General features: G+C 37.5%; 2 protein-coding genes. One reads left to right on the plus strand and one right to left on the minus strand.

Annotation, left to right across the window (positions count from 1 at the left end):
• The coding region (locus tag ACKI2P_RS01110; RefSeq protein WP_407374408.1) for a hypothetical protein at positions 1-424 on the plus strand (424 nt) is incomplete at its 5' end.
• Positions 425-442: 18 nt separating this feature from the next.
• On the opposite strand, the gene ACKI2P_RS01115 is transcribed toward ACKI2P_RS01110, so the two are convergent.
• Positions 443-15,805 carry an Ig-like domain repeat protein gene (locus ACKI2P_RS01115; RefSeq protein WP_407374409.1) on the minus strand — a complete coding sequence of 5,121 codons (15,363 nt, stop codon included), beginning with the start codon at positions 15,803-15,805 and terminating at the stop codon, positions 443-445.
• Positions 15,806-15,909 lie beyond the last annotated feature (104 nt).

Consider the following 15,909-nt stretch of genomic DNA (forward strand, 5'->3'; position numbering starts at 1 on the left):
CAAAAAGAAAATCAGCGAAACAATTTTACCTGAATTACAAAAACTATTTGGAAATATTACGAACATGCGAGTTAAAAGCAAAAAAAATGGTGAGGTCACTTATTATAAAACTGGTGGTCTTGCCACTCAAACTGGTCCAGCTTGGCTTGATGGTACTCGCGCGAAGCCAGAACTTGTATTAAATGCGGTTGACACAAAGAATTTCATAGCTTTAAAAGACATTCTTTCTAACGTAATGAAAGGAATTAGAAATGTGGGTACTTCTTCCACGGAAGAAGAAACACCAATAGTATATGATATAGACATTAATGTAGATCATATTAGTAATGACTACGATGTTGATAGAGTTGCAAAACGTGTTGAAAAACTTATTGTTAAAAACGCAAATTATAGAAATGTAACTTCAGTAAGAAATTTAAGATAAAAAATAAAGAAAAGAAGATTATTTAAATCTTCTAATCCTAGCCATACCCACAATTATTACTGCAAAGAGCATTAGTAATAATGGATTTCCAGTCGGATATTTTGCTAAGCTTACACCATCCTCTGAAACAGGTTCTTTTTTATCTATTGTAGATTCATTGTATATAACCTCAATGTCGGTTTTGGTGTCATTAGCCTCATATCTTTTATCACCGGAGTATACCGCAGTGACATCATGGTCACCTTTGGTGAGTCCAGGAATTACAAATATGGCCTTTCCGTTTTCAACTTCTGTTGTGTACTTTTTACCGTCGACAGTTATTGTTACAGATCCGGTTGCATCAGTAGGGACATGAACTATAACAGTAGCATCTTCACCCTGCATGATATCTTCACTTGATGCACTGATTGGAGCAGGAGATTTGCTTACTGTGAATTTTACGGTTGTAGTGCTTGGTAAGTACTTTTCATCACCATCATAGATTACTTTTGCAGTGTATTTGCCTGCATAAAGTTCAGGAATGATTACTTTGGCCTTGCCGTTGACTATTGTTCCGTAATATCCGACACCGTCAATGTCAACCAGTACCCTGCCGGTAGCATCTTTTGGAACGGTTACGGAAATCACTTCATCTTTTCCAACCTTGATGTCTTTTCCGGTTGCGCTTATAGTTGAAGCGACTTTGGAAACTGTAAATTGCCCGGTTGTGTAGTTTTCATTGTATGAATCGTCACCGGAGTATTTAACAGCAACTGTTTTCTCACCGAATGCTAAACCTTTAACATGGAATATTGCTTTTCCGTTTGAAACGCTTTCATTGTATTCTACACCATTTATTTCAATGGTTACAGTTCCGGTAGCGCCTTCAGGTACGGTAACTGTTACAACTTCAGTGTCACCTACATTGATGTCGTGTACTTCAACACTTATTGGAGTGTCGTATTTAGGAATGTCCACTGTCGCATCAGTGGAATTGGATGCATAGTTGGCATCACCTGAATATTCAACTTTAACTTCATGTGTGCCGGGAGTTGTGTTTTCAAGTGTGATTACGGCCTTACCGTCAACAACTTCAGCAGAGTATGTTTTATTGTCGACTTTAACAGTTACGGTTCCTGTTGCATCTTCAGGTACAGTTACAACAATTGTTCCGTTTCCTTGATCTACAACATCCATTGGAATGTTCTGTTTGGATACTGTAAAGATTGTAGTGTTTGTGGCCGGCAGGTATTTTTCATCACCATTGTATCTTACACTTACAGTGTATTCTCCTTTTGGAAGGCCTGAAATAACAAGCTCACCGTTTCCGCCGCTGATAGCTACAGTGTATTTTTCACCTTCAACATATACAGCACCCAATGAACCTTCATTCAGGTTGAAGTTGTATTCATCGCCGTCAATGACAAGTGTCACATTTCCGGTTGCATCGGCAGGCACAAGCAGTCTGATGTTTTCATTGTCACCGACATAGATATTCTCAGCAATAGGAATGACGAATGATTCAAGTTTTGATACCTTGAATGTTGATGTGTTTGTGCTTGAGAGATACTTGTCATCACCTGTGTATGTTAAAGTTACGTTGTATTCTCCGTTTGGCATACGAGGAATTTCAATTACTCCGCTGCCGTCAGTGACATTTACATAGTATCCTACACCGTCAATGTCAATCAGTACCTGACCTGTTGCATCATCAGGAACAGTTACGGTGATTGTGACATTTTCACCAACATGAATATCATCGATTAAAACTGTTAGTTTTGAGTCAACTTTACCTACATCAAATTGGTCAGATGTGTAGTTTTCTTCGTATTTTTCATCACCATTATAGACTGCAAATACTGATTTGTTGCCTGCTATCAGACCGTCAACTTCAAATGTTGCAACACCATTGACCACATTTTCAGTGTATTTCCTGCCGTCGATTTCAATTGTGACATTTCCTTCAGCATCGTCTGCAACTGTGACTTTGATGATTGCCTTATCTCCTACTTTGATGTTGTCAACTTCAATGGATATTGGAGTTGTTCGTTTGGAAACATCAATTGTAGCATTTGCAGTTGCATTGGTATGTGTATCGTCACCTGAATAGATAACTTCAATGTCATGAGTTCCAGGAGTAACGTTATCTAAAGTTACAACAGCAGTTCCGTTAACTACCTCAGAGGTGTAGTTTTGACCGTCAACAGTTACAGTAACATTACCTGTTGCATTGTCTCCAACGACAACTACAATTGTACCATTTCCTTGGTCTATGACCTTTATGTCTGGGTCGACTTTAGGAGCGTCAATTGTAAAGTTAGCGATTGTGTAGTTTGCAGCATAGTTGTCATCACCGGAGTATTCAACTATTACTGTCTTATCGCCAGGTGTTAAATTGTCAACTGTGACTACAGCCTGACCGTCCTTTATGGTGCCAGGATATTCATGACCGTCAATAGTAACAGTGACATTGCCTGTAGCATTTTCCGGAACTTTGACAGTGATTGTGGCAGTCTGATTGTCTGCAGTTACATCAACTTCAACGACTGTGTCGTATTTAGGTGCGACAATCTCAGCAGTTGTGTTTGTAGCATTGTGGGTATCATCACCTGAATAAATAACTTCAATTTCATGAGCTCCAGGAGTAACGTTTTCTAAAGTTACAACAGCAGTACCATTGATTACAGTAGCATTGTATGTATCATCACCGACTTTAATTGTTACATTACCTGTAGCATTGTCACCAACAACCACAACAACAGTACCGTTACCCTGATCAATAACTTTAACATCAGGAATGACCTTAGCAGGTTCTACTGACACATTTGAAATTGAATAATTGGCTTTATAGTTGTCATCACCAAGATATTCAACAGCAATTGTATGATTGCCTGCAGAAATATTATCAACAGGCACAATAGCCTTACCAGCGTCAATAGTTGCAGTGTAGTTTTGACCTCCAACATGAACAATCACATCACCGGTTGCGCCTTCAGGCACTTCAACGGTAATTATTACAGGTTCTCCTTCTTTAGCTTCACCTACTATGACATTCATCTCAGTATCATACTTAGGAGATGTAATGTTTGTTTTCTCAGTGGCATTGGCATGTGTATCGTCACCGGAATAAATCACTTCAACCTCATGAATACCCGGAGTTTCATTACCAATTTCCACAGTTGCTGTACCGTTAATTACAGTAGCATTGTATTCATGGTCACCGACTTTAATTGTCACATTACCAGTAGCATTGTCACCAACAACCACAACAACAGTACCGTTTCCTAAATCAACAACAGTAATATCTGAGATGACTTTTGCAGGTTCAACTGAGAATGTATCGATTGTGTAATTTGCTGTGTAGTTGTCATCACCATGATATTCTACTGTTACGGTCTTGTTGCCTGCAGTTAAGCTGTCAACAGTAACAATAGCTTTACCTTGATCTATGGTTCCAGGATATTCCTTACCGTCAATGTAAACAGTTACATTGCCTGTTGCGTTTTGAGGCACTTCAACAGTTATTGTAACCGGTTCGCCCTCTTTAGCTTCACCAACAGTAATGTTCATTTCACTGTCGTATTTAGGAACAGTAATGTTAGCGTTTTGAGTGGTTGAATTATGGTCATCATCACCGGAGTAGATAACTTCAACTTCATGAATGCCCGGAGTCTCGTTTCCAATGTTTACAACAGCAGTGCCGTTGATTACAGTGGCATTGTATTCGTTTTCACCGACTTTGATGGTCACGTTACCTGTAGCGTTGTCTCCAATGACAACAACAACTGTTCCGTTTCCTTGGTCAATTACAACCATATCAGATTCCACTTTGACCTTTTTGATTTCAAGAGTTGTGCCGTTGCTGCTTGAATCGTATTTTCTATCTCCATTATAGTTTACGTTTACAGTATAGTTTCCAACTTCCAGGTTAGGAACAACCGCAATAGCTTTTCCGTCTACAATACCTACTGTTACTTCAGTTTCATTTACTTTAATTGTTACGTTACCTGTTGCATCATCCAATACTTTAACAGTGATTACTGCAACACCTGAACCGATGTCTTCAACAGTTACGTTTACGCTTGAAGGAAGTTTGGATACAGTTACATCAGTGCTGTTGATGTTAGGCAGGTATTGCTCATCACCAATATAGGTTACATCAATATGATAGTCTCCTTTTTCAAATCCTTTAAGCACTAAAGTTCCGTTTCCGTCAGTTGTATTTACAGCAAAGTCAATACCACCTATGCTTACGACCACATATCCGGTTGCGTTTTCAGGAATTGTTACATTGATTATTAAGTCACTTCCAACTGTTGCTGGAGCTGCAGTAACATTTACTGATGAAACACGTTTGGATACAGTGAAGTTAGCGGTTGTGGAGTTGCTTGTGTAGTTACCGTCACCATAATATTTAACGGCAACAGTCTTATCGCCATAAGCTAGACCCGGAACTTCAAAGACTGCTGCACCATTTTCAAAGCTTACAGGTTCATAAACTTTACCATTGATTTCGATAGTAATTCTGCCTGTTGCATTTTCCGGAAGCTCAACTTTAATGTTTGCAGTGTCACCGACGTATATGTTTCCGGCTGTGACATCTATTGGAGTTTCATATCTAGGAATGACAACAGTAGCATTAGTAGTTATGTTGGTGTAGTTGCCGTCACCGGAATAGACTACAGTGATATTGTGTTCTCCAGGAGTTACGTTTTCAAGTATGATTACGGCTGTGCCGTTGGTTACATTAGCAGTGTAGTTTGTTCCGTTTACATAGATTGTTACATTTCCTGTAGCATTTCCAGGAACAATTACTACAACAGTACCGTTTCCTTGATCAACAACAGTAATGTCAGCTTCAGTCATGTTGACCTTTTTAACTTCGAAAGTGGTTCTGTTTGTATTTGGCATGTATTTGGCATTGCCGTTATATGTTACATCAACAGAGTAGTTTCCGACTTTCAGGTTAGGAATAACCGCAATTGCCTTACCGCCAACAATTCCAACGGTTACTTCAGTTTCATTTACTTTAACAGTTACAGATCCTGTTGCATCATCCAATACGGTAATATTTACTATAGCAACATCACCAAATGTAATATCCTCAACAGTCACATTAATTAAGGAAGGCAGCTGGCTGATTACAACATCAGTAGAGTTGATGTTGGAGAGATATTGTTCATCACCAAGATAGGTTACATCAATAGGATAGCTTCCTTTTTCAAGGCCTTTAACGATTAATGTTCCGTTACCGTCTGTTGTATTTACTGTGTAGTTGTTTCCGCCAATACTTACGATTACATAACCTGTTGCATTTTCAGGAATTGTTACATTGATTTCTAAGTCGCTGCCGACTGTAGCTGGTTTAGCTGTGACATTTACTGATGAAACACGTTTGGATACAGTGAAGTTATCTGTAGTTGCATTAGCTACATAACTGTCAGTACCGCTGAAGATTGCAGTTATAGTCTTGTTGCCGTAAGCCAGGTCAGGAACTTCAAAGTAAGCAACACCATTTTCGTATTTGACCTTATCATATGATTTGCCGTTGATTTCAATAGTTACATCCCCGCTAGGAGCAGTTACATTAATGTAGGCAACATCACCTACTTTGATATCATCAACATCAATAGATATTGGAGCATCGAACTTGTTAATGTAGAATACGCCTGTAGCAGTTCTGTTAGCGTATTTGTCATTTCCGAAGTAAGCAGTAATGTTGTATTTGCCTGCAGGTAAATTAGTTTGATTATTGAATACTGCTTTACCGTCTTTAATAGCAGCAGTGTAGTTTTTACCTTCAATTTCAACAATTACAATACCTTCAGCATCACCAGGGACATTTACGACAATATCTGTTAAATCACCGACTTTAATGTCACCTGCAGTAATGTTTAATTCATAACCGGAAGTCTTGTTGGTAGTGAATGTTTGTGTAACTGATGCTTTGGTGAAGTTTTTATCACCTTTATAACTTGCATTAACAGTGTAAGTACCGTTAGCCAGTTTGTCAGTAGTTATTACGATTACTCCACTTCCGATTTCCTTAATATAATCTTTATCAACCTTTACATTGATTGTTTCAGTAGTTCTTGGGTCAATTCTGACAATTACGGTTGCATTGTCTCCAGCTTCAGAGATGACTTTGACAATCTCGATTACAGGAGCGATTTGACGTACTTCAAATGTTTCTTTAATGTTGTCATCATTGTTAATGTTGTATTTGCCGTCACCGGAGTAGTTTGCATAAACTGTGTAGTTATCCGCTGCAAGGCCGTCAACAATCCAGCTGACTTTACCGTTGCCTACCGGTAAAGTAATGTTTCTTGTTTCATTAATTCCTATTGTAATAAATCCTGTAGCGTCACCTTGACTTACAGTAACAGTGATATTAGCTTTTTGACCGTAATCAATGCTTGAAACATCGATTGTTAAACCAACATCGGATTTTGTCATTTCAAAGGTTTTATCATTGTTATTGCTTGGCAGGTACTGATCATCACCGACGTAAGTTGCATGGACGTAATATGTACCGTTTCCAAGACCAGTTACATTGAGTTTAGCTCCACCAGTGGAATTCAAAGCAATTGAATAAACAGTGCCGTTAATGTCAACGTTTACATATCCTGTAGCATTTGTTTCAGCCTGAACAGTGATTGTAGCGTTATTTCCAACACTATTTCCGGCAGCAGTTACATCCAAGTGAGAAACACGTTTGTTTATAGTGAAATTGGCAGTTGTTGAGTTGAACATGTATTTTCTGTCCCCATCATAAGTTGCAACGACTGTTCTTGTAGTGTTGACTAATGAAGGCACTGTAAATACTGCTTTTCCGTTTGCATCAACTGTCTTGTTGTATGATTTACCTGCAATTTCAATAGATACATTGTTCAGGACACCTTTAGGAACTGTTACTGTGATTTCTACCTGATCGCCAACTTTAACCGGAGCAACTGAAATGTCAATAGGAGTTTCATATTTGCTTACATAATAGTTTGTGTATGCAGTCTGGTTTGCATAGTTTGCATCACTTAATGTAGCGTTTACTTCATATTTTCCGGCTTCGGTTTTATTCAAAGTAAATGTTACAACACCATCAACAATAGTTGAGTTGACTTTTTTGGTTCCGTTTACCCAAATGGTTACATTACCAGTTGCATCTTTTGGAACGTGGACTGTAATTGTTGTGTTTTCATCAACCTTTACATCGATTGCAGTTACATTGATTAGATATGAATCTGATTTTGTAACTTTGAATACTGTTCCGTTTTTGTCTTTTGGAGTATATACATTGTCTCCAGGATAGGTTACGTTTACTGTGTATATTCCAACTGGTAAATTAGGCACTGTTAAATTGGCCATTCCATTTACGACAGTCACATTTTCATATTTGTCATTGTTGATGAAAACAGTCAAGTTTTCACTAACTGATGTAGGTAGGCTTATGTAAATAGTGGCATTTTGACCATAAGTTATGTTGTCTGCATGCACTGTTATAGTATAGTCATCAGTTGCACCTACAACAAATCTTGTTTTTGTAGAATTTTGCTTAAAGTGATTGTCACCCAGGAATGTTACAGGAATGTCAACATATTCACCTTTAGCCAAATCAGGAATTTCAAATGTTGCAATACCGCTTTCAACAATTGCGTAATAATCTTTACCGTTAATTGTTACTTTAGCAAAACCGCCTGCAGTATGATTTACCTCAACAGTAATTATTTCCAAATCATCTACAGTTATCGGAGTTGTTGGAGTTGTATCGATTGTAGTATTCAGTTTATATACTTCGAATGGTTTTCCGGTACCGAATGAAGAGAAGTATCTACCGCCGTCACCAGGATAAGTTACAACAACAGAGTAGTTTCCAGGTTCAAGACCAGTTTCATTATATTCAGCACGACCATTAACAATATCCACCCATCTGGTCTTACCGTTTATGAAAAGCAATACCTGATCGGTAGCGTTTGTATTTACTATAACAGTTGCATTCTGACCCCAGTATATGTTTTCAACAAGCAGCTCAAGATATGGGAGACGTAAGTTAATAGTGAATGTAGTGAAGTTTTCAGCAGCTTTGTGTACATCATCACCGCCATATCTTGCAGCCAATCTGTAAGTTCCGGCCATCAGCCTTTCTCTGATTTCCTTGCTGACATTTGCAAGAGTCCATGTTATGAATGTAACTCCGTTGCTTGCTAATGTGTTTTCATTTATGTTTGTTATAGTAGCATTAAATCCGCCCTTAATCAGATTTCCATGAAGGTCATAAATATTAAAGGTTACATTCTGATTTTTGATAGTGAAATTACTTTTTACAACAGGTTGCAATGTAGCATTTACCAAAATACCCTCCTTAGTAATGTCCACAACAGCATCAACAGTTAAATTTACAGGCATTTTAACTTTTAAAGTACCATTGAATAAAGTGTTCTGTTTTAATCCTTCATCAACAGGTTTTAAATGGAATACTCCCTGATAAATGCAGCGAATTTCATCTGCATTGAATGGAAGCAGGTAGAACGCACCCACATCCTGATAAACATCATTGGTTGCTTTTAGAGATTTTACTGAAATAATAGTGTTTAGATTATCATCTGTAATGTTTGCAAAGAACACAAATGTTTCATTCCAGTCAACCTCATATGAACCGTTGTTTAACATTTTAGTAGTTGTTTTGGTCCAGATTGTACCGTTGTTGAAGATTACATAATCAAAATTGTTTTGATCAAGGTAGAGGTCACCTTCATTCCATACTGCATATTTCACAAGACTTGCAGCATAGGTTGTGTTTTCCTTAATGTACATCATGGATTTGTTTGGATCTGAAGCAGTCAGGTTGTTTTTAGTCAATGTTACATTAGCTCCCCTTTGAATTCCAATTGAATTATATGAACCTGTGAAATTGGAATTGGAAACTGAAGATATTCCTGATTCAAAGTAAATTGCAGTAGCATTATCCTCATCTGAGTGAGTGTCATTGAAGGAAACTTTGTCTATTGTAACGTTTCCTGCTACATAAATTGCTCCACCTTTACCCCATGAAGCCCATGTACTGTTAATTATTGTATCTTTAACTGTAGCATTGACATTTTCAAAGTAAAGTGTTCCTCCTTTATAGTTTGAACCTGAATCGTTATAAAACCCGTTTTTGATTGTTACATTATCGGAATTAATCCATGCAATGGATCCACCGTCAGTAAATGCAGTTTCGTCGTGGGTTCTCATTTTGTCTATTACAGAATCACTGACATTGTTTGCAGATATTGAACCACCGGACAAACGGGCAGCATTTGTTTCAAAGGTATTGTTGTACATTGTCAGGTTTTTGGAGTTTTCCCAGTAGATTGCTCCACCTTCACCGTAAATGTTACCCTGAGGGTCAATATGACCTCCAACAACATTATATTTAAATGTACAGTTTGTAATATTACCGTTGTCTGAGCTTAATCCTGCAATTGCACCACCATTGTCACGTGCAACGGAAGATGTGAAGTTTGAATTGACTATAGTTACATTGTTTCCATCTATAACAATTGCACCACCATTGGTTAGTGATTCACATGAGGTGAATGATACATTCTGAATATACATGTTGTGAGATTCATCTCCCACATATATTCCTCCAGCATTTACGGAAATGCATCTTTTGAATGTTGTGTTTTCCACTCTACCATTGTTTCCAACCCAGTCAATAGCTCCTCCACGGCCATCAATAGCATTGGAGATATAGTTGTCCTCAAATGTTGAGTTGTAGACCTTACAGTTGTCACTTCCTGCACTTACATATATTGCTCCACCGCTGTAGTCAGCAGTGTTGTTTGTGAATGTGTAGTTGTTGATTTTGATATTATCCACATCCAGCCATGCAAGAGCAGCACCTGAAATTCCTGCGTGGTTTTTGTCGAATGTGTTGTTTACACCAAATCCTCCAGTAGCCTGAGATTCCCTACATAATGCAGCACCGTATTCATCCGCTCTGTTGGAGACAAATTTAGTGTGTGTCAAGTTCATTAATGTAGCGTTACAGTCAATAGCTCCACCGTTTTTGGTAGCGGTGTTTTGACCAAAGTATACATGAGATATCTTACTTCCTGTTGAAACACCATTAAGATATATTGCTCCACCGTATTCAGCAGAGTTTCTAAGGAAATTGGTGTTCATTACTTCTCCGGCAGATGCTCTCCAGTCAATAGCTCCACCGTGACTGTTTGCCTTGTTGTCCACAAATCCTGAATTATAGACCACATTGGTTGTACCGTCACCGCCGACATAAACAGCACCACCGTTGCGCTGAGCAGTGTTGTTGTAGAATCTGGTATCGTTTAATCTTACACCTGAAGCAATTAAATTGATTGCACCCCCGTCAACAGCAGCATTGTTTCTATCAAATGTAACATTTGTAATGTTTGTGTGACCTGAATCACCATCAACGTAAACAGCACCACCATAGAATGCATTGTTGTTTGTGAAATTGGAATTCTTAATTGTATTGTTGCTTGAATCTGAGAATATTGCACCACCATAACCGTCAGTACCGTTGGTGATGTTGTTTCCCTTAAAGTCAGAATTGTTTATTGTGAAATTGTCACTGCCTCGGCTTGCATAGATTGCACCGCCCATTCTATCAGCAGTGTTGTCTGTAAAGATATAATGATTAATATTAATGTTTTTCACATTCATCCATGCAAGAGCTGCACCTGCAATGCCTGCGTGATTTGAAGTGAAATTGTTATATTCACCGAAACCGCTTGTAGCATCTACTTCTCTGCATAAAGCAGCACCGTATTCACCTGCGTAGTTGGACTCGAATAATGTGTAAGTCAGGTTCATTCTAGTTGCATTACAGTCTATAGCACCACCGTTTTTGGTAGCATTGTTGTATTTAAATATTACATGAGTAATGTTTGTGTTACTGGAAACGCCGTTTAGATATATTGCACCTCCATTTACAGCATCATTTGAAGTGAAATTGGTGTAGGCGACATGACCAGCATATGCTCTCCAATAGACAGCTCCACCGTTATTTTCAGCATCATTATCATCGAATAAAGAGTTATAAATCACATTAGTAGTACCTTCACCACCTACATACAATGCTCCACCGTTACGCTGAGCGGTGTTTTCATAAAAGTGTGTTTGATTCAAGGTCACTCCAGAAGACTGCAGGTTGATTGCACCTCCATCAATGTCCGCATTGTTTCTTGTGAAAATGGAATTGGTAATGTTTGTATTACCGGAAGTACTTCCTACAAATAGTGCACCGCCATAAAACGCATTATTATTTGTGAAATTGGAATTTTTAATTGTGTTGTTATCGGAAGAGATATCTACTGCAGCACCGTGACCTCCGGTAGTGTTGGTTACATTATTTCCTTCAAAATTACAGTTGTTGATTGTGAAATTGTCACTGCCAACGCTTGCATAGATTGCACCGCCGCTCTTATGTGCAGTGTTTCCTGTGAAGTTGTAATAATTGATGTTAATGTTTGACACGTTCATCCAGGCAAGAGCCGCACCGGCAATCTCTGCATGGTTATAGTTGAATACATTGTGATGACCATGACCGCCGGTAGCGTTTGATTCTCTGCATAAAGCAGCACCGTACTCACCTGCATAGTTATATTCAAATAAAGTGTAGGTAAGATTCATACCGGTTGCATTACAGTCAATAGCACCACCGTTATGAGTAGCGTTGTTGTATCTGAATATTACGTTGGTAATATTACTTTTACTTGAAATACCATTGAGATATATTGCTCCACCGTAATCTGCAAAGTTGTTTGTAAAGTTGGAATCAGCAATATGACCAGCAGATGCTCTCCAGTCTATAGCACCCCCATAACCTGTAGCGTTGTTTCCGTCAAATACTGATGAATAAATGGAGTTGGTTACACCTACACCACCCATATATACTGCACCACCATTAAAAGCGGCGGTGTTATTGTCAAATCTGGTGTTGTTAAGAGTTACTTTGGACCCTTCGATGTTTATTGCTCCACCATTTTTATAAGCATTGTTTTCAGTGAAATTTGAATCAGTGATGTTAATTTCCTTGGATTCATCACCTACAAATATTGCACCACCATTGAATGCATTATTATTGATGAATGTGGAATTCAATACCAAACCATTATCTGCATACCATTCAATAGCACCACCGTGACCGTCATTAAAGTCAGTGACATTGTTTCCTTCAAAGTAGGAGTTATTTACCACACAGTTTCCACTGTCCGCACCCACATAGATTGCACCTCCACTGATGCCTGCAGTGTTGTCAATGAATGTATAATGATTAATGTTGATTTTTTGTGATTTCATCCATGCAAGAGCTGCACCGTAACGAACTGCCTTATTTGAGACAAAGACATTGTTGTTACCGAAACCTCCTGTAGCAGATTCTTCTCTGCATAAAGCAGCACCAACATCCGCATAGTTGCTTTCAAATCTTGTGTTTGTCAAATTCATTTCAGGAGCATTACAGTCTATAGCACCACCATTTTTAGTTGCATTATTCCTGATGAATGTGGAATTTGCAATTTTAGAGTTTAATGCTGTGAGATTAAGATAAATTCCGGCACCATATTCAGCATTATTATATGCTATTGTAGAAGCATTGATAATACCGTTTACACCAGCCCAGAAAATAGCTCCACCTTTATTTACAGTATCATTATACCTACCGCTTGCATTACCGTAAAGCAGGTTAACATTATTTAAGACAACATCATTACCAGTAATGTTGAATATTCTTGAATATCCAAGTGCACTGATAGAATATCCGTTACCGTTTATTGTAATCGGTGAAGTAATATTCATACAGTAATCATCAGCAATCCATTCAGTTCCATATAAAGGCTCATAATCTTCCATTGACATGAATTCAAAGGACCTTGGTAGATTAAGCACTGCAGGCTTGCCTGCTGATTGAGCCTCACTGATAGCATTGTTAATTAACTCCTGCAGAATATGGAAATCCCCTTTATCAATTTTGTTAATGGTTGTAAAGTTTGCAGTAGCTTCCTTATAGAGATATTCGCTGTCTTCAAAACCGACAGTTACATTATAAGAAGTATCTCTTGTCAGATTATTCCTGATACCTATAATGAATTTTTTAAATACATTGTTGAAATAGGCAGTGAAATTTTCTGTTGTGCTTAAAATCAGCTGTGTAGCAAGTTTATCATCTTTTGTTACATTTACAACAAGCCTGTATGAATTCCTGTTCGGATCATTAGGACTTGATACATTCACTATACCCATTATTGTAGATTGATCAGGCATAGCAGATACATTCAGTATATAATCATTGTTGTTTTTGAAATATGAATTGGAAATACGTTTTGCATATGTAGATCCGTCACTTCCAACCATATTTACAGTAGTTCTGCCACCACTAACAATACCTGTTCCGTCAAAGTTATTGTAATCACGGCTTACTTTTTTAGTGCTGCCGTCATTATCTACAATATAATATATTGCACCACCATTATGAGACGCATTATTGTTTGTGAATGTACAGTTATCCATCCACATTAATGCACCTACACTACCACCATAATACAATGCACCACCATTATATGCATGAGAATCATTAAAAGTAATATTATTCAGATAGATGTATAAACTGTTTCCAACATATATTCCACCACCATATCTTTCAGCAGAAGCATTATTAATAGTACATTTAGTAAGACTCTGATAGTTTGCATCTAAATATATGGCACCACCATCAATAGCCTTAGAATTAGTAACATTCACATTGACAATATTACAATTTGTAGCGCCAACATATATTGCACCACCATAAGTAGATGAACTTGTGTTTGTTATATTAATATTTTTTAAAGTGGTTTGTGAACCAGTCATATAGATAGCACCACCATTATAAGTAGATGATGAATTAATGATGGTGATATTATCTAAAGTACCATAAGGGTCAGACCAATAAATTGCACCCCCACCACCAATATTGTAGGTTCCTAGCATAGAACAGTTAACTATAGTTGCATTAGCAAATACAGTAGGATGAGTATTAGAAACCATTGATGTGGCAAAAGCACCACCACCATAACCGCTACTAGTACAGTTTACGAAGTATAAGTCTTTATAATAGGCATTATCAGTAACATATTGACTATCTCCTGAAACCAAATACATTAATCCTCCACCGCGAGCGCCCGCAGAACAATTAATGAACTTAATATTATCCATCACAAGTGAAGTGTAAATACATACAAAAGTTATTGCACCTCCACCAAGAGTAGAAGGACCTCCAGTTTGAGTACAGTTGATGCAAGTTAAATTTACAAACTTGAAATTATAACCTGCCTTATTTTGGGAAATCGCTCCCCCTTCATTAGTAGTTGTACAATTAATAAATTGACAATTATAGACATACACCCATTCACAGTTTTCCATGAAACGAATCGCTCCACCACCATACAAAGCATAATCATTAGTGAAATTACACCTGTCTATGTTAATAGTTGCGACACCTTTAAAACCAGTGTTGAAATAAAGAGATCCCCCATAACCTTTAGTAGTTTTTGAAGAATCGAAACTGGAATTATAAGCTGTAAAACTGTATGTATTCTGATTTTCACCAAAGAAATCTCCACCATGACTTATAGCATAATTGTTATGGAAATAAGAATTGTTGATTAAAACTTCTGATCCATAAATACAAATTGCACCCCCAGTTACTTGTGCCGAATTACTATAAACCTCACAGTCATCAAAAATCAACTTAGCTTTAGAATTAGATTTGTAAATGACTCCACCACCAGTTCTACCCTCAGTTGAAATTGCATTATTATTATAGAAACTGGAGTGATTCATTATAACATCACCTGTACTGGAATAAATAGCACCACCTGATGCCGCAGTATTATTAACAACATTACAATATTCAATAGTTAATGCAGAGTTTGAAGTAATAGCTCCACCGTTAGCACTAGTTTTACCGTTAGCTAATGTAATGCCTTTTAAAGTCACAGTTGATTTATCAATATTAAATATCCTTGACTTTTCTTTTGCATCAATGACAATATTACCCTGACCCACAATAGTAATGTCATTTTTGATGGAAATACCAGCATTACCAGTATCAGATCCACCATAGGTATAATTACCAGTCAATGTAATAGTGCCCGTATTTGAGTTAATTAAAGTTTGTAAATCCGAAAATGATCCACCATTTCCAGTTGCATCAGCCAAAACATCGGCATCATTTGAAACCGAAAGCGATAGTGAACCATCACTTTCCTGCACAACATCGTCCGTCGATGCTGATAATGTCTTATTTGTGTCCATTCCATCTGCATCAATAGCTGAAACAGCAGATATTGTGAACGCAAGACATAATATTAAACATATCAATAAAATTTTTTTACAGTTCATAAACATTAATCTCCAATATTTTAATATGTAATATATATTTTCACACAATATTTGTCTAAAACTGATATGTATTTTAGATAAACATACTATATAATTATTACTAT

Origin of the sequence: Methanobrevibacter sp. (assembly GCF_045541095.1) — an archaeon.
Classification (GTDB): domain Archaea; phylum Methanobacteriota; class Methanobacteria; order Methanobacteriales; family Methanobacteriaceae; genus Methanocatella.

Excerpts from the sequence above, each read along its gene's own strand:
- ACKI2P_RS01115 (WP_407374409.1), bottom strand. The coding sequence starts at position 15,805 with ATGAACTGTAAAAAAATTTTATTGATATGTTTAATATTATGTCTTGCG.